General features: G+C 66.5%; 23 protein-coding genes. 13 read left to right on the top strand and 10 right to left on the bottom strand.

What is annotated here, in order from left to right; genetic code table 11:
* Position 1: 1 nt before the first annotated feature.
* The 3 genes from qcrA to ctaE all read right to left on the bottom strand — a co-directional run bounded on the left by qcrA (position 2) and on the right by ctaE (position 2,654).
* A complete protein-coding gene (qcrA, locus tag AC5RVS_RS16560; protein ID WP_493987181.1) occupies positions 2-1,030 on the bottom strand; it encodes a cytochrome bc1 complex Rieske iron-sulfur subunit in 1,029 nt (342 codons plus the stop codon).
* Positions 1,031-1,120: 90 nt separating this feature from the next.
* The gene (qcrC, locus tag AC5RVS_RS16565; protein WP_493987182.1) at positions 1,121-1,933 is read right to left on the bottom strand and encodes a cytochrome bc1 complex diheme cytochrome c subunit; all 813 of its coding nucleotides are present in this window, start codon (positions 1,931-1,933) and stop codon (positions 1,121-1,123) included.
* Positions 1,934-2,015: 82 nt separating this feature from the next.
* Positions 2,016-2,654, bottom strand: coding sequence for an aa3-type cytochrome oxidase subunit III (gene ctaE / locus AC5RVS_RS16570; protein WP_493987183.1), 639 nt, complete (start codon positions 2,652-2,654; stop codon positions 2,016-2,018).
* 148 nt (positions 2,655-2,802) lie between these two features.
* On the opposite strand from ctaE, the gene trpD reads away from it, so the two are divergent.
* Positions 2,803-3,855: an anthranilate phosphoribosyltransferase gene (gene trpD, locus AC5RVS_RS16575; RefSeq protein WP_494108946.1), complete on the top strand. Its 1,053-nt coding sequence runs from the start codon at positions 2,803-2,805 to the stop codon at positions 3,853-3,855.
* Positions 3,856-3,939: 84 nt separating this feature from the next.
* On the opposite strand, the gene AC5RVS_RS16580 is transcribed toward trpD, so the two are convergent.
* Both AC5RVS_RS16580 and AC5RVS_RS16585 read right to left on the bottom strand, forming a co-directional pair.
* On the bottom strand, positions 3,940-4,221 hold the full coding sequence (locus AC5RVS_RS16580; RefSeq protein ID WP_493978425.1) for an Lrp/AsnC family transcriptional regulator: 282 nt from the start codon (positions 4,219-4,221) through the stop codon (positions 3,940-3,942).
* 47 nt (positions 4,222-4,268) lie between these two features.
* Positions 4,269-4,670: a DUF3054 domain-containing protein gene (locus tag AC5RVS_RS16585; RefSeq protein ID WP_494108947.1), complete on the bottom strand. Its 402-nt coding sequence runs from the start codon at positions 4,668-4,670 to the stop codon at positions 4,269-4,271.
* Between the two features lie 120 nt (positions 4,671-4,790).
* Between AC5RVS_RS16585 and AC5RVS_RS16590 the strand changes: the two genes are divergently transcribed.
* The 5 genes from AC5RVS_RS16590 to AC5RVS_RS16610 all read left to right on the top strand — a co-directional run bounded on the left by AC5RVS_RS16590 (position 4,791) and on the right by AC5RVS_RS16610 (position 7,466).
* Positions 4,791-5,162 carry a VOC family protein gene (locus AC5RVS_RS16590; protein WP_494108948.1) on the top strand — a complete coding sequence of 124 codons (372 nt, stop codon included), beginning with the start codon at positions 4,791-4,793 and terminating at the stop codon, positions 5,160-5,162.
* 66 nt (positions 5,163-5,228) lie between these two features.
* On the top strand, positions 5,229-5,816 hold the full coding sequence (locus AC5RVS_RS16595) for a sigma factor-like helix-turn-helix DNA-binding protein (protein WP_494108949.1): 588 nt from the start codon (positions 5,229-5,231) through the stop codon (positions 5,814-5,816).
* Positions 5,813-6,337 carry a hypothetical protein gene (locus AC5RVS_RS16600; protein WP_493987188.1) on the top strand — a complete coding sequence of 175 codons (525 nt, stop codon included), beginning with the start codon at positions 5,813-5,815 and terminating at the stop codon, positions 6,335-6,337. The genes AC5RVS_RS16595 and AC5RVS_RS16600 overlap by 4 nt, the downstream gene beginning before the upstream one ends.
* Before the next feature lie 230 nt (positions 6,338-6,567).
* On the top strand, positions 6,568-6,894 hold the full coding sequence (locus AC5RVS_RS16605) for a hypothetical protein (protein ID WP_494108950.1): 327 nt from the start codon (positions 6,568-6,570) through the stop codon (positions 6,892-6,894).
* 95 nt (positions 6,895-6,989) lie between these two features.
* Positions 6,990-7,466, top strand: coding sequence for a VOC family protein (locus AC5RVS_RS16610; RefSeq protein ID WP_493987190.1), 477 nt, complete (start codon positions 6,990-6,992; stop codon positions 7,464-7,466).
* A gap of 43 nt (positions 7,467-7,509) precedes the next feature.
* Here the strand turns inward: AC5RVS_RS16610 and AC5RVS_RS16615 are convergent, their stop codons facing one another.
* Positions 7,510-8,649: a glutamate--cysteine ligase gene (locus AC5RVS_RS16615; protein WP_494108951.1), complete on the bottom strand. Its 1,140-nt coding sequence runs from the start codon at positions 8,647-8,649 to the stop codon at positions 7,510-7,512.
* Between the two features lie 310 nt (positions 8,650-8,959).
* Between AC5RVS_RS16615 and AC5RVS_RS16620 the strand changes: the two genes are divergently transcribed.
* From AC5RVS_RS16620 to AC5RVS_RS16635, 4 genes are all read left to right on the top strand, one after another.
* Positions 8,960-9,451: a cation:proton antiporter regulatory subunit gene (locus tag AC5RVS_RS16620; RefSeq protein WP_493987192.1), complete on the top strand. Its 492-nt coding sequence runs from the start codon at positions 8,960-8,962 to the stop codon at positions 9,449-9,451.
* 2 nt (positions 9,452-9,453) lie between these two features.
* Positions 9,454-10,659, top strand: a complete 1,206-nt coding sequence (locus AC5RVS_RS16625) for a cation:proton antiporter (protein ID WP_494108952.1) — start codon at positions 9,454-9,456, stop codon at positions 10,657-10,659.
* Between the two features lie 4 nt (positions 10,660-10,663).
* A complete protein-coding gene (locus tag AC5RVS_RS16630; RefSeq protein ID WP_494108953.1) occupies positions 10,664-11,089 on the top strand; it encodes a GNAT family N-acetyltransferase in 426 nt (141 codons plus the stop codon).
* 124 nt (positions 11,090-11,213) lie between these two features.
* The gene (locus AC5RVS_RS16635; RefSeq protein ID WP_494108954.1) at positions 11,214-11,762 is read left to right on the top strand and encodes a GNAT family N-acetyltransferase; all 549 of its coding nucleotides are present in this window, start codon (positions 11,214-11,216) and stop codon (positions 11,760-11,762) included.
* Between the two features lie 493 nt (positions 11,763-12,255).
* Here the strand turns inward: AC5RVS_RS16635 and AC5RVS_RS16640 are convergent, their stop codons facing one another.
* Together AC5RVS_RS16640 and AC5RVS_RS16645 are read right to left on the bottom strand one after the other, a co-directional pair.
* Positions 12,256-14,643, bottom strand: a complete 2,388-nt coding sequence (locus AC5RVS_RS16640; RefSeq protein WP_494108955.1) for an ATP-binding cassette domain-containing protein — start codon at positions 14,641-14,643, stop codon at positions 12,256-12,258.
* Positions 14,644-14,826: 183 nt separating this feature from the next.
* Entirely contained in the window at positions 14,827-15,768 is a 942-nt protein-coding gene (locus AC5RVS_RS16645; protein ID WP_494108956.1) for a 5'-3' exonuclease, read from the bottom strand.
* A 61-nt stretch (positions 15,769-15,829) separates the two neighbouring features.
* On the opposite strand from AC5RVS_RS16645, the gene AC5RVS_RS16650 reads away from it, so the two are divergent.
* Both AC5RVS_RS16650 and AC5RVS_RS16655 read left to right on the top strand, forming a co-directional pair.
* Positions 15,830-16,732 (top strand): hypothetical protein, encoded by a 903-nt coding sequence (locus AC5RVS_RS16650; protein WP_493987198.1) that lies wholly within the window; start codon positions 15,830-15,832, stop codon positions 16,730-16,732.
* Between the two features lie 35 nt (positions 16,733-16,767).
* The gene (locus AC5RVS_RS16655; protein ID WP_494108957.1) at positions 16,768-17,400 is read left to right on the top strand and encodes a peptide deformylase; all 633 of its coding nucleotides are present in this window, start codon (positions 16,768-16,770) and stop codon (positions 17,398-17,400) included.
* 12 nt (positions 17,401-17,412) lie between these two features.
* On the opposite strand, the gene AC5RVS_RS16660 is transcribed toward AC5RVS_RS16655, so the two are convergent.
* Positions 17,413-19,485, bottom strand: a complete 2,073-nt coding sequence (locus AC5RVS_RS16660) for a S9 family peptidase (protein WP_494108958.1) — start codon at positions 19,483-19,485, stop codon at positions 17,413-17,415.
* Positions 19,486-19,559: 74 nt separating this feature from the next.
* Between AC5RVS_RS16660 and AC5RVS_RS16665 the strand changes: the two genes are divergently transcribed.
* Positions 19,560-20,471 (top strand): methyltransferase domain-containing protein, encoded by a 912-nt coding sequence (locus AC5RVS_RS16665; protein WP_493987201.1) that lies wholly within the window; start codon positions 19,560-19,562, stop codon positions 20,469-20,471.
* Here AC5RVS_RS16665 and yczE read toward each other — a convergent pair.
* A complete protein-coding gene (gene yczE, locus AC5RVS_RS16670; RefSeq protein WP_493987202.1) occupies positions 20,468-21,112 on the bottom strand; it encodes a membrane protein YczE in 645 nt (214 codons plus the stop codon). The genes AC5RVS_RS16665 and yczE overlap by 4 nt on opposite strands.
* Positions 21,113-21,278 lie beyond the last annotated feature (166 nt).

Here is a 21,278-nt window from a genome sequence, read left to right on the forward strand (position 1 = left end):
CTTAGCCACGCTCCCAGTAGCTCGGTCCAACAGGTTCATGGAAATCGCTGGTGGCGATCAGGTAGCCCTCGTCGTCGACGCTGATCGGCAGCTGGGGAAGGGCGTGTGCGGCCGGGCCGAACACAACCTTGCATTCCTGGGCTGCATCGAAGGTCGACTGGTGGCAAGGGCAGAGCAGGTGGTGCGTGTGCTGTTCGTACAGCGCCACCGGGCAGCCAACGTGGGTACAGATCTTGGAGTACGCAACGATGCCATTGTAGTTCCAGTCTTCACGGCCTGGGGAGACCTGGAGCACGTCGGGATTCAGGCGCATCAAGAGGACGACGGCCTTGGCCTTCTCCTCGAGCTTGTGCTCGGCCTCGTTGAGCCCCTCGGGGATGACGTGGAACGCCGAACCAATGGTGACATCCGAGGCCTTGATCGGGGTGCCGCTCGGGTCGCGGGTCAACCGGACGCCTGCGTCCCACATGGTGTGCCGCAGCACGTCCGGGTTGAGGTCCTTGGACAGGTCGCGGAAGATGCCGATGGCCGGCAGGATCGCCAGCACGCCGGCGCCGATCAGGGTGTTGCGGATCAACGGACGGCGGGAGATGCCCGACTCGTCGAGGACCTGGCCGATGATCTGCTCGGCGTCCTTGCGGTCTTCCTCGGTGCGGACCTCGTGGCGCTCTTCCACGATTTCGTGGTCCGGCATGAGGGTCTTGGCCCAGTGGACAATGCCCACGCCAATGCCCAGCATGGCAAAGGCGGTGCCCATGCCGAGGGTGAAGTTCTGCAGTCGCAGCGTTGCGGTGGTGTCATCCAAGCGGATGCCAAAGTACCCGACGAAGAAAAGCACGGTGCCGATGATGGAGATTACGAAGAGTATCGCAACCTGGCGTTCGGCTCGCTTTTCCGCCCGGGGATCTTTGTCGGCAAGGCGCGGGCGGTGCGGGGGGAGTCCAGGATCCTGAAACTTCTCCACGTCGCTCTGACCAGCCGTAGCAACGGTGCCCGAGGTGTTCGGACTGCCGTGACTATGGTCGCCCATGATCCCTCTCATCCTTCTCTAAATAGTTCAAAACTCATAATGACTGTTGGCGCTTCTCCGGCGGCCCGCTGGGGCCGCCGGAAGCGAAGGTTAGGACGACCGCTGGGTCAGCCAGATGGTGAACGCGATGACCACGCCCAATCCAAGCGTCCACATCAGCAGGCCCTCGGACACGGGGCCGAGCCCCCCAAGCGCGAACCCGCCGGGGGAGGGCTGCTCTTCGATGGTCTTCAGGAAGGCGATGACGTCGCGCTTCTCCTCGGGGGAGATGTTCGCGTCGCTGAATACCGGCATGTTCTGCGGACCGGTGGCCATGGCCTCGTAGATGTGCGCTTCGCTGACGCCGCTCAGCGCCGGCGCGAACTTGCCGCGCGTCAGGGCCCCACCCGCTGCGGCAGCGTTGTGGCACATGGCGCAGTTGACCCGGAAGATCTCGCCGCCGGCGGCAGGATCACCCTGGGAGACGTCGAGGAATTCGTCCGCCGGAATCGCGGGACCGGCGCCGAGGGAGGCTACGTATGCCGCCAGCTGCATGGTCTGCTCTTCGTTGAACTGGTTCGGCTTTTCCATTGCCTGGGGGCCGGACATCTGCATGGGCATGCGGCCGGTTCCTACCTGGAAGTCGACGGCGGCCGCGCCGACGCCAATCAGCGACGGACCGGCCTGGTTGCCGTGCGCACCCTCCGGGGCCCCGACAGCACCGATTCCGTGACAAGTTGCGCAGTTGGCCACGAAGAGCTTCTCGCCCTCTTCGATGTCCTGCGCGGAAAAGGTGGTGGTTTGGGCCTTGGCCTCGTTGACGTTGCCGGCAACGGCGTACAGTCCGCCGGTGACGAGCAGTCCCATGAGCAGCAGGGCAACGGCCGCCAGGGGATGTCGTCGCCTCTGGGAGAGTGCCTTCACTTGTTGGTTCCTAACTTTGCGGTGCGTTTGTGTAGATGTTCGGCCGGCTGGGTCCGCAGCGAGGCGCGGACCTTTCTGCCGTCTACTTGAGGAAGTAGATGATGATGAAGAGAGCGATCCACACGACGTCGACGAAGTGCCAGTAGTACGACGTGACGATGGCCGATGTGGCTTCGAAATGGCCGAACTTCTTGGCGACGTAGGCGCGGCCGATGATCAGCAGGAAAGCGATGAGGCCGCCTGTGACGTGGAGGCCGTGGAAGCCGGTGGTGATGTAGAACGCCGAACCATAGGAATTGGAGGACAGCGAGACGCCTTCGGAGACGAGCACCGCATATTCGTAAGCCTGGACGGAGACGAAGATGGCGCCGAGGAGGAATGTCAGCAGGAACCATTCGACCATGCCCCACTTGGCGACATTGAAGAGCCCGCCGGAACGGCGGGCCTGCAAGCGCTCTGCGGCGAAGACGCCGTACTGGCAGGTGAAGGAGCTGGACACCAGGATGATGGTGTTGGCCAGCGCAAACGGGACATTCAACTTCGCGGTTTCCATCGCCCACATGTCGCCTGAGGTGGCGCGGAGCGTGAAGTACATAGCGAAAAGGCCGGCGAAGAACATCAGCTCGCTGGAGAGCCACACAACGGTTCCGACGGAAACCAGATTGGGGCGGTTCAGCGTTGGATGCGCCGGGGTACTGGGGGCATGGGTTGCAGTTGTCACAAGGCCATTATGTCTATAAATCTGCCCACTTCACCAATGCATTTGAACGCGTGGCGCCGCGTTTCGGTTCCTGAACCGCTGGATTCCGCGGAACGGCGCGGAAGTTAACAATCCGGAAGTTTCTACAAAACGTAGATAACCTAGTGAAGTGACGACCGAACCCAACGCTCAGAACACACCCACCTGGCCCGAACTGATCTCGGCCCTGATCTCGCAGCAGGACCTCACGACGGCCCAAACCCAGTGGGCGATGAACACCATCATGTCCGGCGGGGCCTCCGACGCGCAGATGGCCGGCTTCCTGGTCGCGCTGCGGGCCAAGGGGGAGACGGTCGATGAGCTGACCGGCTTGGTGGCGGCCATGGTCGGCAACGCCCGGCCGATCGACATTCCGGGGGAGAAGCTGGACATCGTCGGTACCGGCGGGGACCGGCAGAATACCGTGAACATCTCGTCCATGGCCGCCCTGGTCTGCGCGGGGGCCGGCGCCCGGATCGTCAAGCACGGAAACCGCGCCGCGTCGTCGTCGTCCGGTTCGGCCGATGTGATCGAAGCCCTCGGGGTGCGCCTTGACCTCCCGGTGGAGCGGGTGGCTCAGACCGCCGTCGAAGCGGGGATCACGTTCTGTTTCGCCCAGGTGTTCCACCCGTCCATGCGCTATGCGGGCGCGGTGCGCGCGGAACTCGGTGTGGCCACCGCTTTCAATTTCATGGGTCCGATGACCAACCCGGCGAATCCCACGGCGGCGGCCATCGGCGTTGCCGATGCCCGGCTGGCGCCGCTGATCGCCGGCGTGCTGGCTACCCGGGGGATCCGCGCGCTCGTTTTCCGCGGCGGGGACGGCCTGGATGAGCTGACCACCACGGGCCCCTCGTCGGTCTGGGAGGTGCGTGACGGCGGCGTGACGGAACACGAGCTGGACCCGCTGGACCTCGGCATCCCCCGGGCCACGCTGGACGACCTGCGCGGCGGCGACGCCGCCGCGAATGCCGACGTCGTGCGCCGCGTGCTCGCGGGGGACAAGGGACCGGTGCGCGACGCCGTCGTCCTCAATGCAGCCGCAGCCCTGGTGGCCAACGACACAACAGCCGACGCGCCGTTGCTGGAACGGCTGGCCGTAGGTTTGGGACGGGCCGAGGAAGCCATCGACAGCGGTGCGGCCGCCGAGGCGCTGCAGCGCTGGATCGACGCCACCCGCTGACCCAGGGCCCGCCTTCGGACGGCGCAGCTTAACCAGGAGTGCCCCGGACAGGATGTCCGGGGCACTCCTGCACGGTTGTGAAGCCTAGTGCTCGAATCCGAGCGAGAAGGCCGCGTCCAGGTCGTGCTTCGAATAGGCGCGGAAGGCGATGTGGGTCGTCGTTGCCTGCACGCCTTGGACCTTCGAGAGCCGGTCGGCAATGACATCGGCCAGCTCGTCGTGCTTGGCGACGCGGGCCACAGCGATCAAGTCCCATTCGCCGGTGACCGAATAGACCTCGCTGATGCCCTCGATCTCGGAGATCTCCTGGGCGCACTCCGGAATCCGGGTCGCATCGGTCCGGATGAGAACGAATGCTGTAGCCACTGCACTGCCTTTCTGCTGGAACTGGGTGTTCTTCCCTATAACCGAGGTTATTCCACCCGCCGGGCGAAACGTAGTTTGATGAACAGCGCGGCCGCCGCCCGCCAACCCAGCAGGAGGGCGCCGAGCACCAGGAGGGCGACGATCTGGAAGGACAGGGCCAGCCCGCCCCCGGCGAGGCCGCGCAGGGCGAGTCCCAAGACCACTGCGGCCAGCCAGACGGCGACTCCGGTCGGCCAGAGGGCGGCCGGGCGGCGCCAGCCCCGCGAGGCCAGCCAGCCGACGAGCGCGCCGGCCAGGAACGGGCTCGCGGTGATCAGGATTCCGGCCAGGGCCAGTCCGTGTTCGTGCGTGTTTCGGCCCGCTGCCGCAAAAATGACGACGGCGGCCAGGTCCAGCGATGCTGCCGCCAACGGGATGCCGGTGCGGAGCCGGGGCGATGTTTCAGTCACCCCTCCACACTATCGGGCGCGGGCGGGCGTACGATTCGAGGGACGAGCCGGTCAGGGGCTGGAACTCGGCGCAGTCGGGCAGGGGCCGCAGCCCGCGGCCGAGGGGGAGGAACGGCATTCATGAAGTTGGCACAGGTCGCGCTCGGCGTGCATGAGCTCGAGCGGGCAACCGCTTTCTACACCGACCTGCTCGGTTATCCGCCGGCCGGGGTGTTCGACCCGCCGGGCCTGGTGTTCTTCGATCTCGACGGCGTGCGCCTCCTGCTGGAGGTGGGCGCGCCAGCCGCCCTGTTGTACCTGGAGGTCGAGTCGGTCCGGGACCGGGTCGAGGAGCTGCGCGCCGCCGGAACACCGATTGTCGAAGAACCACACATCATTTTCCGGCATGCCGACGATGCTTTGGGGCCTGCGGGCATGGACGAGTGGATGGCCTTCATTCGCGACTCCGAAGGCAACCTGCTGGGGCTGGTGAGCCACCACCGGGGGGACTAGCAAGGGTTGTGTTGCGGCCTACAAGCCTGCATACTTGTCATCGGAGCAACAAGGAAGCAGGTTTGTATGTACGTGTTAACGGTGGACCAGCGGCGGTCCCGCCGCCAGTTGGACCTCGTCGAGGGCGCGCTCGGCACTTTGAATGATGACCCTGCCCGTCCGCTGGTGCGCGGTTTCGAACGCACCGCCGGCGACGAGATGCAGGCAGTGGTCGCCGATGCCGCCGTGGCGGCGGATCTTGCCCTGGATTTGGCCGTCAGCAACCGCTGGAGTGTGGGAATAGGTGTGGGCGGAGTCGTCAGTCCGCTGCCGGAGTCTACGCGGGCGGGCTCCGGCGAGGCATTCGAGCGCGCCCGCGAAGCGGTGACCGCGGCCAAGGTGTCGCCGGGCAACGTCGCCGTCTCCGGGGCCCGTGCGGAGGCCGGCCACGCCGAGGCGGTGCTGCAGTTGCTGGTATCCGTCGCACGGAAGCGCAGCAGGCAGGCGACCGAAGCCGGGGTGCTCAGTGACGAAGGACTCACCCAGCAGCAAATCGCCGACCGGCTCGGCATCACCCAGCAGGCTGTCTCGAGCAGGCTGCATAGTGGACTCTGGCAGGAGTGGCGCCGCGCGCGGCTGGCGGCACAAGCGTTGCTGGAAGGGGCCGACCGATGAGCGTCATGGCACTGGTCGCGCTGTGCATGGCGGCGGCGGTGGCGGCGCCCATGTACTTCGAGCGGTTCCAGGGCCGGGGCAACCGCTGGCTGTATGCCGCCAGCGCCGTGTCGCTGCTGCTCTTGGGTATCGCGGGATTGTTGGCGGTCTTGGGTTCGGGCGGTCTCGGTCCGGCAGCCTATGCGTTGGGCGTGGCTGCGGCGGCGATCGGCGGTGGCCCGGCCACCGTGACCATCCTGCGGTTGTCGTTCAATGCCTCGCACCCGGACAACACCACCGATCCCGAAGCATCCCCGGTACTCCGCGGAGGCGCCTGGATCGGGGTGCTAGAGCGGACGGCCATCGCGGCCACCCTGCTGGCCGGCTGGCCGGAAGGATTGGCCGTTGTCCTGGCGGTGAAAGGCTTGGGCCGGTATTCGGAGCTCGGCCAGTCCGGGGCGGCCGAGCGGTTTATCCTGGGCACGTTCGCGAGCGTGCTGTGGGCGGCGGCCGCCACCGGCATCGCGGTGCTCGTGCGCTGAGCGCAGGCGCGCCTCTCCAGTCGGCGAAGCGAATCGGCGCGGGCCGGCCAGCGGGGCACGGCCCGTAACATGAAGCACCGGACCACCCGGTGCCGCCGCCGCCGCCCGCGCAGAGCCCGCGTTCCGTCCCGCGAAATATTCCACGGTGTTTGTTGCCCACGCCACATTCGTCCTTTTATGATGATCACCGGTCAAGGAGCGGCCATGGGGAACTCTTGAGGGGACAAAGTATGGATCCCAAACTGCGAGTGGTCGTCCGGTTGGATATCGATAGGGAATCCGCCAACATCGAAGTGCGCGGACACGTGACAATCCGAAACATTGTGGCGCTGTATTCGCTGGTCCGCCGCACCAGCGCCCTTGCGCCCGGGCGCGGTGTCACCATCAACCTCCAGCATGCACGGATTGAAGTTGCGGCGCTCGAGGAGCTTCACCGCTGCAGTGAGAGCAAGCGGCTTCCCGGCTATGCGGCGCCCGAAGGGGTGGGGTGCCGCCTGCAGGTGATAGACCCGGATGGCCCGGACGCCACGGACCTGGAGCTGGCCGCCGCGCGCTGAGCAGGGAGGCCTGCGTGGCGTTGAATGCCGCGGGCGCTCCGTTCACACACCCGTGGGGTGGTTCTGGTACGACTGACGCAGGGGAGGAGCCCATCATGCAGAAGATCACACCGTGCCTGTGGTTTGACGGCGAGGCCGAAGAAGCAGCACAGTTCTACGTCCAGCTGTTCAACAACTCCAAGATCCTCGACGTGACGCACTACGGCGAGAGCGGTCCCGGATTGGAAGGTGAGGTGCTGACCGTAGAGTTCGAGTTGGACGGCCAGTCCTTCACTGCGCTGAACGGGGGAGCCCAGTTCACGTTCAATGAGGCGGTGTCCTTGCAGGTGGACTGTGACGACCAGGCAGAGGTCGACCGGCTGTGGGACGCGTTGACCGCCGACGGCGGTGCCGAGAGCCAATGCGGATGGCTCAAGGACAAGTACGGATTGTCCTGGCAAATCATTCCCTCCGTGTTGCCGCAGCTGATTGCCGGGCCGGATCCGCAAAAGGCCCAACGCGCTATGGAAGCCATGCTGCAGATGAAAAAGATCGACATCGGCGAACTGCAGCGCGCTTACGACGCCGGATAGCGCCTTCGGCTGCCACTTCCAGGCGGTTCCGCCGGCTGGAAGCTCAGAGGATGCCGGCCGGGAGGTGCGTGTTCCTGACGGCATCAAAGACGACGTCAGTGAGTCTGTGCTGGCGCGCGAGGACTCCCCGCTGCCTTGCCGCGCCGGTCCCGTCCCGAAGGATTCCATCGACGACGGTCCGTATGGATTCCAGATCGTCCGTTTCCGCCAACACGGGGCCGACGTGTTCGAGCAGGGCGCCGACCACGTTTCGGGCCGGGGTGCGGTCGCTCTTCAAGGGGTGGAGCAGTTCTTCTTCCAGTCCTGACCTGCTGGCCCGCCAGGAAGCCAGGCGCAGCAGTTCTGCCGGTACCGGAGGCGGCGGGCCGCCGTCGCTCCATTGGCGGGCCGCCGTCTCTACCAGCGCCCGGCACAAAGCGGCCACGGCGGCGGCATGTTCTGCTTGGAGGCAGACATCGGCCACGCGGATTTCGACCGTGGGATGCTGTTGACCCAGCCGCGCATCGAAATAGATCATCCCCTTATCCAGCAGTACGTCGCACTCGAGCAGCATCCCCAACAGTTGGTGGTAGGCATCGGGGGAGCCGAAGATGCCGGTCGGCCCGGCGGTGGGCCAGCGTTTCCAGACCTGGTACCGGAAGCTGGCGTAGCCACTGTCCACGCCTTGCCAGAAGGGGGAGTTGGTGCTGAGCGCGAGCAGGACCGGCAGCCAGACGCGGATCCGATCAAGCACGGCAACGGCTTCCTCATCGGAGGCAACGGAAACGTGCACGTGGAACCCGCACGTAAGTTGTTCACGCAGGGTCATCCCGAATCGGGATTCCATTGCCTGGTAGCGCGGGCGCGGCACGATGCTGGTAGTGGCAGGCAGGGGATAGGTGCCCAAAGCTGCAGCCCTGGCGCCAAAGCGCCGCGCCTGCCGGTCGGCCTCGGCCCGTCCGGCCCTGATACCCGCGGCCAGGTCCTGCAGATCCTTGTACGGGGCCGACACTGCTTCGAGCTGTTCCTGCTTGACCTCCGACATCAGGCTGCCCTTGTAACCGCTGTGGGAAGCGGTATCGGGGGCTGGATCCAGCGTCGCAGAGTCGGCCTGATCCCGGAGCAGTTGTTCCGAGACGGAGGCCAGGGCGCCGGTCTTGGCGTCCACCAGGAGCAGCTCTTCCTCCACGCCAAAGGTTCGCATGCTGTTTAGTGTTCACCACAGGCGGGCTTGGCGAAAGACCGTCGCGGCGTGCAGGGCATTCCGTGGGGGCGGGCGCGGCACGTTTGCGGGAAGTCATCCCAGTCGATCAGGTTCGCCTGCGGTGAGGCCTGCATTCAGGGGTCCCGCCGGGATGCAAAACGGGATACCGTTGCCGTCACGGGGACGATTGCGTACCCGGGCCCGCAACCGATCAGAACCTCTCGGCCTGATCCTCGGCAAGGCCGCTTTGCAGCTCCGGGGTCTGTGCCGTTGTGTCGGCTTATATCGGCCTCCAACCTAGGAGCGTCCTGTGGAAATTGTCGAAACCATGCTCCCCGGCGTCGGCATGCGATATGACCTTAAGACGAGGACCAACGTCAATTTCTCCCTGGTGATAGATCGGAATGGCGGGGCCGACATCCTCACCTTTGACGAGGACGATCCGGACCGGGCAGTGAGCAAGCTCCAACTGGAACCGGAAGAAGCCTTACAGCTGGCCGAGCTTCTGGGCGCGCCCCGGATCATGCAGCGCTTTGCGGATCTTTCCAGGGAGGTCCCGGGACTGGAAACCAGCCGCTTCACAGTTCGGCCCAACTCACGGTACGCGGGCCGGCCGCTGGGTGAGAGCAAGGCCCGCAGCCGGACGGGGTGCTCCATCGTGGCGATCATCCGCGGGGAGCGGGTGATCACTGGCCCCACCCCACAAGAGCAACTCCTGGCCGACGACGACCTGATAGCCCTGGGGTCGGCCGATGGGCTTGCCGCACTCGAAGCTCTCATCAATGCGCCGACCGCCACCTGAACGTGACACACCTGTCGCTCCTCCTGATCGAACTGGGAGTGCTGTTCACCGTCCTATCCGGGCTCGGGCTTCTAGCACACAGGCTTGGCCTTTCACCGGTCCCGTTTTACCTCCTTTCCGGGTTGCCGTTCGGCGAGGACGGGCTGCTGCCGGTGCATGCAGCGGGGCCCTTTGTGGAAACCGCGGGGGAGATCGGCGTCGTCCTTTTGCTGCTCCTGTTGGGACTCGAATTCTCCGCGGCAGAGCTGGTGTACAGCCTCAAGCGGCATCGTGTCTCGGGTTTGATCGATTTCCTGCTGAACGCGGTACCCGGGTTCCTGCTGGGACTGGTGCTGCAGCTGCCGTGGCAGGCGGCTTTGGCACTTGGGGGAGTCACCTGGATATCCTCGTCAGGCATCATCGCCCGGTTGCTGGACGACCTGGGCCGTTTGGGAAATCGGGAGACGCCGGCGGTGCTTTCGATACTGGTCCTGGAAGACATCGCCATGGCGTTGTTCCTTCCAATCTTGGTTGTCGTCCTTGCGGGCGGCGGAGCCTGGCAAGCAGCCGGGGGAGTTGCCCTGGCCGCGAGCGCTGTGACGCTCGCCCTGGTCGCGGCACGTAAAGCCGGGTACCGGATGGGACGTCTGCTGTCTCATCCCCAGAATGAACAGGTCATGTTGCGCCTCCTGGGCATTACATTGGCCGTTGCCGGGGTGGCCGAAGGTATGGGCGCCAGCGCAGCAGTGGGCGCCTTCCTGGTGGGTATAGCCATTCCCCAGCACTTTGCCGACCGTGCCCGGAGCGTTTTGAGCCCGCTGCGCGATCTTTTTGCAGCCATCTTCTTCGTGACCTTTGGCCTGGCCATCGATCCTGCGGACATGTGGCCCATCCTGCCTGCAGCCCTGCTGTTGTCCGTCGTGACCGCTGCTACGAAACTGGGTACAGGCTGGTGGGCAGCAGGAAAAGAAGGAGTGCGGCAGCGTGGACGCCTCCGGGCGGGGGCCGCTCTGGTCACCCGCGGTGAGTTTTCTGTCGTCATTGCCGGTTTGGCGGTTGCGGCAGGCTACACCGTGGTGGGGCCCATCGCTGCAGCATATGTGATGATACTGGCGGTCGCCGGTCCTCTCCTCGCCCGCTTCAGTGATTCTTGGATGCCTCCAGCGAACGGTAAGAACCTGCCGAAGGCGGGTCCCGAACCGCGAGGTGAAGGCCCAGTGCAACACTAGGTCAGTGGCTGCTTTCACGATATCGACCGCCCTGCCAGTATCCGATGCCGAACTGCTTTCGCTCTATGAGTCTGTTGGTTGGGCGGCCTATACCAACAACCCGGACCTGCTCTATCGTGCGATAAGGAACTCGTCCTTCGTAGCAGCGGCTCGGACTCAACCCGGCCAGCTAATAGGCCTCGCTCGGGCCGTTTCGGACGATGCGACAATTTGTTATGTGCAAGACATCCTGGTGCACCCGGCGTTTCAGGGAACCGGCGTCGGACGCGCCCTTTTTGATCACGTGAGGGAGCGGTACCAGCACGTTCGGCAAACGGTACTCATCACCGATGATGAACCTCGGCAACGCGCCTTCTACCAATCCATGGGACTGACCGAGGGATCAGATTTTGAAGCAGGCCCGGTTCGTGTCTTCGCTCAGTTCCGCTAAGCGCATCCGTCCGGGAAGGCCCCGGGAACCTTGGACAGGGGAGGACTAATCAATGCGTATGAAGGTGCTGAGTCTCTGGCATCAGTCGGCAGGTCTGGTGGTGGGCGATTGTTAGTGTGGGCAGATGACTTCCGTTGAACTTCGGTGGACTACTGAACTCTCCGCCTGTGACTACGGAGAAATCGCCGTTCTCTTTGACAGTGAATACGCGGAAGACTGGGGTTCCTGGAATGCGAAGCACGGCTACGGTTATGCCAGAGGCGAGTTGCACTGCCTTGCGCGTGCCGGTGGCGAACTCGTTGGATATGCTGCGTCAGCACGCCGCTTTGTAGGCGTGGGCAATGATGAGGTTGTCGTCGCAGGCGTGGGCGGTGTCCTGACGAGTGCAGCTTCCCGTGGCCAAGGTGTCGGGCGCAAGGTTATTTTCGCGCTGCAAGAAGCCATGCGTGGTTTGGCCCCTGCCGACTTCGGTTTGCTCGGATGCCGCGAAGAAGTCGTGGCCTTCTATCAGTCATGCCGCTTCACGCTCATTGAATCTCGCATTCGAGATGTTTCGCCGCGCGATGCCATGAGTGTGATGGAGAGCGGTGGCCCGACCTTAATCTGTGCGGGAACCAAGCCGGTAGAGGCCTGGCCCAAAGGGATTATTGATCTGCGCGGCTTGCCTTGGTAGGTAGAGTTTCTTTGACTTTGCCGGGCATCATGCTGCCTGTGCGCATGTGGGAAGGGGGCAATCTCTGTCCTACTTGACATAATGTGGATTATCGGCGTTACGAAATGGCTCGAGCGGGGGGCCGATTTGAGACTGTTCTGGTCCTGCCGCAGCGGAGTCCACTCGGGTCGTCGGCTGCGCACTGCACCAAGCTGTCTTCGGCAACATGCGCAGCCTCCCTGGTGAATCTCATTGGCTGGTTACCTGCGTGCGGCTGATCCGTTGCCGGATCCGTTTGCAGACTGACTCAGAGGCTCAACGCGGCACGTCGGCTGGGTGCAGGCAGCCAGCAGTCCGTTCGGAGACACACTCAGGGGCGGCGGGCTGAAGGCTGGAGGAACCGTTGCAGCCGCAACCATGCCCCTATGATCGCGGGCCCCGTAAGCGGCGTAGGTTGACATAACTCTGCACCCGCCCGTTGCCGCCGGATTCGGACACCGGCGGAAACGTCCGCTCAGGCCCCGACGTACGCCGCGAGGTGCTTGCCCGTCAGCGTGGAACGATCGGCGACGAGCTCGGCCGGCGTCCCCTCGAAGACGATGCGGCCGCCGGCGTGCCCGGCTCCGGGGCCGATGTCGATGATCCAGTCGGCATGCGCCATGACTGCCTGGTGATGCTCGATCACGATGACCGACTTGCCGGAGTCAACGAGGCGGTCCAGCAGGCCGAGCAGCTGCTCGACGTCGGCCAGGTGCAGTCCCGTCGTTGGCTCGTCGAGCACGTAGATGTCGCCCTTTTCGCCCATTTGGGTCGCCAGCTTGAGTCGTTGCCGCTCGCCGCCGGACAGCGTGGTGAGCGGTTGGCCGAGCGTCATGTAGCCGAGTCCCACGTCGGCGAGCCGCTCCAGGATCTTGTGGGCGGCGGGTGTGCGCGCGTCGCCGGTGCCGAGGAACTCCTCGGCCTCGTTGACCGGCATGGCCAGCACCTCGGCGATGTTCCGGCCGCCGAGCCTGTATTCCAGCACCGCCGCCTGGAACCGCTTTCCCTCGCATTCCTCGCAGGTGGACTCGACGGTCTCCATGATGCCCAGCTCCGTATAGATGACGCCGGCACCGTTGCAGACGGGACACGCGCCCTCGGAATTGGAGCTGAAAAGAGCCGGTTTGACGCCGTTTGCCTTGGCGAATGCCTTGCGGATCGGTTCGAGCAATCCGGTGTAGGTGGCCGGATTGCTGCGCCGGGACCCTTTGATCGCGCCTTGGTCTATCACCACGACCCCGGGGCGGCGGGCGACCGAGCCGTTAATCAGCGAGCTCTTGCCGGAGCCGGCGACGCCGGTGATCACCGCAAGCACTCCGAGCGGGACGTCGACGTCCACGTCCTGCAGGTTATGCGTCGAGGCGCCCCGGACCTCCAAGGCACCGGTGAACGGGCGGACCGACTCCTTGAGGGACGCCCGGTCGTCGAAGTGGCGGCCGGTGGTGGTGTCGCTCCCCCGTAGTTCTTCCACGCTGCCTTCGAAGCAGATCGTCCCGCCTGTCGTGCCGGCGCCCGGCCCGAGATCCACGACGTGGTCGGCAATCGCGATCGTCTCGGGCTTGTGCTCGACCACCAGCACCGTGTTGCCCTTGTCCCGCAACTGGAGCAGCAGCTGGTTCATCCGCTCGATGTCATGGGGGTGCAAGCCGATGGTGGGTTCGTCAAAGACATAGGTGACGTCGGTGAGCGATGAGCCCAGGTGGCGGATCATCTTGGTGCGCTGCGCCTCTCCCCCGGACAGCGTCCCCGCCGGCCGGTCGAGCGACAGGTAACCCAACCCGACCTCCGCAAACGAGTCGAGCAGGTGCTGCAGGCCGGTGAGCAGCGGGGCGACCGACGGCTCGTCCAGACCGCGGATCCAGTCGGCCAGGTCGCTGATCTGCATCTGGCAAAGGTCTGCGATGTTCTTGCCGCGGATTTTCGACGAGAGCGCCTCCTGGGCCAGCCGGGTCCCGTTGCACTCGGGACAGGTGGCGAAGGTGATTGCCCGGTCCACGAAGGCCCGGATGTGCGGCTGCATCGCCTCCCGGTCCTTGGAGAGCATCGACTTCTGGATCTTGGGAATCAAGCCCTCATAGGTGAGGTTGATCCCCTCCACCTTGATCTTGGTCGGTTCCGAATAGAGCAGCTGGTGGAGCTCCTTCTTCGTGAACTTCGCAATCGGCTTCTCCATGGGCAGGCCGGCGCCGCTGAAGATGCGGCCGTACCAACCGTCCATGCTGTAGCCGGGCACCGTCAGCGCGCCTTCGGAGAGCGACTTCGTGTCGTCGTAGAGCGCGGACAGGTCGAAATCGCTGACCGAGCCCATGCCCTCGCAACGCGGGCACATTCCGCCGAGGCGGTTGAAGGTCGCTTTCTCCGCCTTGGTCTTGCCGCCACGCTCTACCGTGATGGCCCCGCTGGCCTTCACCGACGGGACGTTAAAGGAAAAGGCGTTGGGCGACCCGATGTACGGGTCGCCCAGCCTGCTGAAGAGGATCCGCAGCATGGCGTTGGCGTCGGTGGCCGTGCCGACGGTGGAGCGCGGATTGGCGCCCATCCGCTCCTGGTCCACGATAATGGCGGTCGTCAGGCCCGCGAGGAAGTCAACCTCGGGACGGGCCAATGTCGGCATGAAGCCCTGGACGAACGCGCTGTAGGTCTCGTTGATCAGGCGCTGCGACTCTGCGGCGATGGTGCCGAACACGAGCGAACTCTTGCCCGATCCCGAGACCCCGGTAAACACCGTGAGCCGTCGTTTCGGGATCTCGACATTGACGTCCCTGAGGTTGTTCACCCGCGCGCCCTGTACCCGGATCAGGTCATGGCTGTCCGCGGAATGCAGCGACGCGGGCTGCAGGTCCCCCGTTGTGGCCGTGCTCATGGTGTCTCCATCTCTTGGGTTCCTCGCCGGCACCGCCCAACCCTGCCGGAAGACCGTCCGATCGGCGTCGGGGTGCCTGCCCTGCGGGCGCCCCTCGCCCCGCCGCGGCATCGATTACGTATTTACCTTAATGGACTGGCCCAAAACCCGCGCTGGAAGTTGTTGGCCACGGACGGCCGGCGGTCACTCCGCCGCCTCGCCAGCCGACTCGAGCGCTTGCAGGATGCGGCGGGACGGTCCGCCCAGGTTCAAGTCCGTCGCGAGCTGTTCGACCCGCTCTGCCTGTTCGGTGTCCAGCGGCCCGAGGGTGGCATCGAATACCCCGAGATCCAGATCGCGGACGACGCCGACAACGGCCGGCGCGACGCTGAGGTAACCGGCGGCCTCCGTGATCTTCGCCCGCATCCGTGCCGCCATGGAAGCCGTCGGATCTGCTGCCGCGGCAACAATCCCGTCGAGGCTGCCGTAATCCTTCAGCAGCCCGGCCGCCGTCTTGTCGCCGATGCCGGCAACTCCGGGCAAGCCATCGGACGTGTCGCCGCGCAAGGTGGCGAAGTCCGCGTACTGGCTGGGCAGCACGCTGTACTTACGCACCACCGCCACGTCGGTCATGACCTCGAGGTTGCTCATGCCCCGTGCCGTGTAGATCACCCGCACCCCGCGGTCGTCGTCCACCAACTGGAACAGGTCCCGGTCCCCCGTGACGATGTCCACCGGCACGGCGGCCTGGGCCGCGAGACTGCCGATGACGTCGTCGGCCTCATGGTGGTCCGCTCCGATGACGGTGACATTGAGCGCGTCGAGCACCTGGCGGATCAGGGGCAGTTGGGCCACCAGGCCCGGTGGGGTCTCCTCGATATCTGGGCCGTCCGGAACCAGCCTGGCCACACGGTGACTCTTGTAGGTGGGAAGCAGGTCCACCCGCCAGGCAGGGCGCCAGTCGTTGTCCCAGCAGGCCACCAGCCGGGTCGGACGGTAGTCGGTGATCAGCCGGGCCATGATGTCGAGCAGCCCGCGGACGGCGTTCACGGGCGTGCCGTCCTCGGCTTTGATCGTGTCCGGCAGGGCGTGGAAGGCCCGAAAGTACAGCGACGCGGTGTCGAGGAGCATCAGTCGTTCGGCCACAAGTTGCCCTTTCGCTGCAGGTGAGGATCACGTCCACTGAAGTTGGTACTACCTTAGTGGCATGGCTCCCGGTCCCCTGCGGTACCGCAACGGCTCGGTGCTGCTGCTGGTGTCGGCAGCCCTGCTGTCCGCATGTTCGGACGCTCCCGGGAGCCTCTCCCCCGCCTCCCCGAGCGCCCGGGAATCGGTCTCTGCTGCCGTGGACCAGAGCCGTGCGCACTACACGGACCGGGTGGTCAACCTCATGATCACCAACACCTCCGAGGAGCCCCTGCTGGTCACGTCCGCGGCGCTGCATTCGCCCCTTTACGACGGCGCCGCGGACTGGAAGCCGACGCGCACCGGCGGGACCAGGATTGCTGCCGGTGCAACGGTGAGCCTGCCGGCGGAACTGCCGGCGGCCCGGTGTTCGGACGGGAGCTCCCCGGAGGCTGCGGCGCATCGGATCACGGTGACCCTGGACGGCGAGGGGCCCGCGCCCGGCACGGTGGACGTCCCCGTCGCCGATCCGCACGGTGTGCTCTCCCGCAACTACTCCGGGGACTGCCTGGCGCAGGCGGCGGCTTCTGTGGCCGAGCTGCGGGTCAATGCAGGGCTGGAGGTACTGGCCGGGAACAACGCGGCCGTCGTCGACATTGATGTCCAGCCGTCCGGCCGGAATGGGTCGCTGGTGATCGAGTCCTTCGGGACCACCACCTTGCTCAGCGAAGACGCCGAGCACCCGTGGCCCAGGAACATCCACGTGGCCGGAACGGACCCGGCGTCGCGGCTGGCCCTGCATGTCGTGCCGACCCGCTGCGATCCCCATGCCCTGGCCGAAGATAAGGTGGGCACCAAGATACCGGTGACCATCAGGACCGCCGGCGGACACGGCGTACTCCGGCTGGACGGCGGACAGGATTTCATGCGGAAGGTGTACCGGTTTATCACCGAAGCCTGCTCCTCCGCGGACCGGAGCGGCTAGGGCGCCGGACCGGCCCGCGCCCTACACTGGCAGCTGTGACCGACTACTCTGCAGAACACCTGCGCGATCTGGTCCATTCGCTGGCCGCCTCCGGCGGCCCGGCCCCGATCCTGCAGGTGGGCGAGCCCGTGCTGAGGCAGCCCGCCGCGACGTTCGACGGGCAATTGGACCACACGGAGCTGAACGCCCTGCTGGCGCTCCTGCGCCGGACCATGCACGCGGCGCCCGGAGTCGGACTGGCGGCGCCGCAGATCGGCATCCCGCTGCGCATAGCGGTCCTCGAGGATACATTCGAAGCGGCGCCCGAGGTGGCCGCAACCCGGGAACGAGCCCCGCTCCCCTACTTCGCCATCATCAATCCGTCCTACCGTGCCCGCGGCGACGAGACAGCCGCGTTCTATGAGGGGTGCCTGTCCTTCGCGGGCTACCAGGCGGTGGTGGAGCGTCCCCGCAGCGTCGACCTCGACTTCGAACGGCCCGATGGCGGCCGGGCACGCGAGACGTTCTCGGGCTGGCAGGCCAGAATCGTGCAGCACGAAACCGACCACCTCTCCGGCACGATCTATGTGGACAAGATGCATCCCCGGTCCCTGTGCGGCAATGACGAGTACACCCGGTACTGGGCGCAGCCGACAATTGACCGGGCACGCGCCGGCCTGGCCTTTTAGCCGGCACCCGGACTACGCCCGGGCTGCGGTGTCCGCTTCTGCCGCTGCGGCGGGTTCGCCGTCGTTGTTCCGTGCCGTGGGAAGGTGCGCCGCCCACCAGCGCAGGATCTCGTCGAAGCGCTGCTTCCGGTGCCACGGCGTGCCGGTGCGGGACAGCTCATGGTTCTCCCCGGGGAAGATCAGCAATTGCGTGGGGACGCCGCGCTGCTTGAGGCCCACGTAGTAGCGCTGGGCCTGTTCCAGCGGGCAGCGCAGGTCGTCTTCGGAGTGGATGACGAATACCGGCGTGCGAACGGAATCCAGCTGGGCGAACGGGTTCTGGCCGCGGACCTGCTCCGGATCCGTGCCGGTGTATTCGTCGGAGAAGAACCAACCGATGTCCGAGGAGCCGACGAACGACGGCGGATCCAGGTAGCCCCGCTCCACGATCGCCGCCGTGAACCGGTGGTCCCGGGACACCGTCCAGGCGGTCAGGTAGCCGCCGTAGGATCCGCCCATGATGCCCTGCCGCTCACCGTCCAGCTGGGGGTATTTGTCGATGGCACCCTCCAGGAACGCCAGGACATCGGCCATGGCGAGGGTTCCCATCGCGCCCTTGACGGCGCGGCCGTGGGCCTGCCCGTAGCCGGCGGAACCCCGCGGGTTGCACATGACGACGGCGTAGCCGGCCTTGGCATAGACCTGTGCCTCGTCGAATAGCTCCCAGCCGTACTGCGCGAACGGCCCGCCGTGGATGTTCAGCAGCACGGGATGCGGCCCCTGGCCCTCGGGCAGCAGCACCCAGCCGTGCACCGAGTACCCGTCCGCCGAAGCGAAGGTCTCTTCCCGCGGCTGGATGATGCCGGAGTCCCGCAGCGCCGCGGAGAAGTCCGTCAGGCGGGTCAGTCCGCCGCCGGCCACGAGCCCCAGGTCGCCGGCGGTCGACGCGTCGGAGAAACTGAGAACGGTGCGACCCGCCGCCCGGGCGGCCGCCGCTGCGTTCAGCGGACCGTCGACCAGGACCGTCATGCTGCCGGTTGCCGAGACCTCCACCAGTTGCGCGGCGCCGCGGTGCCGGTTCAGGGCCAGCACCGCATCCGGACCGGCGGTCGCCAGCGTGCCGTCGGCCAGGTCCATCGCCTCCGGATCGGTCAGGCGGCGCGCCTCGTGGGGGGCGGAGACCGGAGCCGCGTACAGCGCGGTATTTTGGGCGACGAAGTCCCTCCCGCCGCCGATCAGGCCGCCCAGGTAGAACAGCCAGCTGCCGTCGGCGCTGGGTTGCGGCGAGGCGGCGGCCAGGAGCGGGCCCGAAAGGTTGGACATCAGCCGCGGGCTGCCGGCGACGGCGTCGGGCTCCAGCGCGTACACATCCCGGCGCAGGTCCTCGTCGGCTCCCTCGTGGAGGGCGGCCGTGAAGTAGAGCGTGCGGCCGTCCGGGCTGAAAGCCGGGCTGTCGTGGTCGGCGTCCGCGAACGTCAGCCGGCGAGCTTCGGGCACGGCAGAAAAGGCGGCTTCGGCGTCGCCGCCCGCCTTCTGGGCGGCGCGGCCCACCGGGGCGACCGGCGGTTCGGCCTGCAGATCCGGTGCGTCCACCACGAACAGCTGGGCGCGCTTGTCGCCGGTGTAGCCGATCCCGTTCAGGCGGTACTTGTAGCCGGTGACCAGCCGGGCGTCCTCGGCACCGGGGCCGACGCCGTCCACCGTGCCGTAGCGCCCCTCGGCGGGGACCCGGGCCGCGAAGACCAGGCGGCGTGCGTCCGGGGACCAGACGAAGGAGGAAACACCCAGTTTCTGGTCGGTGACGGCGACCGGCTCCCCGCCCCGGCTGTCCACCACCATCAGCTGCGCCCGTTCCCCCGGGCCGGCCGCCCGCAGGAACGCCAAGGAGAGTCCGTCGGGCGAATAGGCAGGCTCGGTGTCCCTGAAACCGCGCGTGAGGCGGCGTGGCGGGGCACCGCCGTCGTCCAGCGGGACTTCCCACAATTGCCCCACGTAGCTGTCCGACGCGAAGTCGGGATGCGTTGCCGATACTGCGGCGCGGCCGCCGTCCGGGTGGAGCGTGGGGGCGGACACGGAATTAAATAAAGCAATGTCTTCAGATCGCACGTCTGTGAGCCTAGTCTCACCAGCAGGCCGGAGCCAATCGGCCGAGCTGGGTGCTGCTCTGCCTAGGATGGAGCATGCCCTCCGCCCCGCACTTCCTGGACCTGATTCCGCTGCTGCTCTGTCCGGTCTGCGGGGAAGGCCTGGTGGCCGCGGGGCAGTCCCCGGCCGAGGGGCTCCGCTGCACGGAGGGCCACCAGTACGACGGCGCCCGGCAGGGTTACGTCAATATGCTCACCGGGCGCGGCACCCGGTTCATTCCGGACAGCGCCGAGATGGTCTCCGCGCGGGATGCGTTCCTGGGCGCCGGCCACTACGCCCCCTTGGCGGAGCAGCTGTCCCGGACGGCCCGCGCCCTCCAGCCCGGCTCCCCCGGCTCTCAGGGTCCCGTGGTGCTGGATGCCGGCGCCGGCACCGGATACTATCTCGGAGCCGTGCTGAAGCAACTGGCCGGCGGGCGGGCCGTGGCGCTGGACCTGTCCAAGTTCGCCCTCCGGCGCGCGGCCCGGATGCTGCCGGATGCCCTGTGCCTGGTCTGGGACCTCTGGAAGCCGCTGCCGCTGGCGGCCGGGACCGTGGACCTGATCCTCAACGTCTTTGCCCCCCGCAACCCGGCCGAATTCGCCCGGGTGCTGAAGCCGAACGGACACCTGGTGGTCGCCACCGCCGCGCCGGGGCACCTGGACGAGCTGCGCGAGGTGGTCCCGCTGCTGGCCGTCGAAACCGACAAGGCTGACCGGCTGGGTGCGGCGTTGGGCGACGAATTCGAGGAGCTGGCGGCCGATCCGCTGCAGGTGCCGCTTCAGTTGGGCACGGAGGACATCGTGCGGCTGGTCATGATGGGGCCCAACGCCCACCACACCGATGCCGACGCCGTGCGCGCGGCCGTGGGGGATGCCGGGGGCCCGCTCCAGGTCACCGCGCGTTTCACCGTGACCACGTACCGGCGCCGCGGCCGCGGTGGGGAGCCCGTGCGCCCCGCCCGCTAGCCGTGCGGGGTGGCCGGCGTTTGCTTGCGCACGGCCGGATTCAGGTCGACGAACATCCACTTCAGGAACAGCTGAATCAAGGGGCCGATGGCCAGGACGAACACCAGCGTGCCCAGACCCACGACGCCGCCGAGCAGCCACCCGGCCAGGGTTGCACCTGCTTCGATCCCGGTGCGGACGATCCAGACCTGCCAACCGGTGGCCGCATGCAGGCCGGTCATCAAGCCATCCCGGGGGCCGGGACCGAGGCCTGCCCCGATATACAACGCGCTGGCCGCCGCCAGCAGGACCAGGCCGGCACCGAACGAGAGAACCTGCGCGGCCAGATGATCCCAGAGCGGAATGAGCAGCAGCCCGAAGTCGGCGAAAAAGCCGACGAGGATGGCGTTCGCGATCGTTCCAGCGCCCGGCTTTTGCCGCAGCGGGATCCACAACAGCAGCACGGCCGCGCTGATCGCCACCGTGGCCCAGCCGAAGCTGATGCCCGTGGCCCTGGCGATGCCCTGGCTCAGCACATCCCACGGCGCAGAGCCAAGATTGGCCCTGACCATGAGCGCGATGGCGATCCCGTAGGCGAAGAGGCCGGCAAAGAGCCGCAGCGTCCGCAGGGACAGCCGATCGCTGGTCAGCAGGGTTCGCATGGCCGGTTCCGGGGGGCGCGGCAGGGCGCGGTGTTCAGCACTGGATCATCCTATCCAGCAATGGCCAGCGGCCCGCCGAAGGGCCTTTCTGGTCACAACTTGGCCACGAAACGCTCCCGACCGCCCGGAAGTGGTGGATTTCACTCCGCCACGCGCCGTCGTCGGG

The sequence above is a fragment of the Arthrobacter sp. Y3221048 genome, from assembly GCF_059092685.1.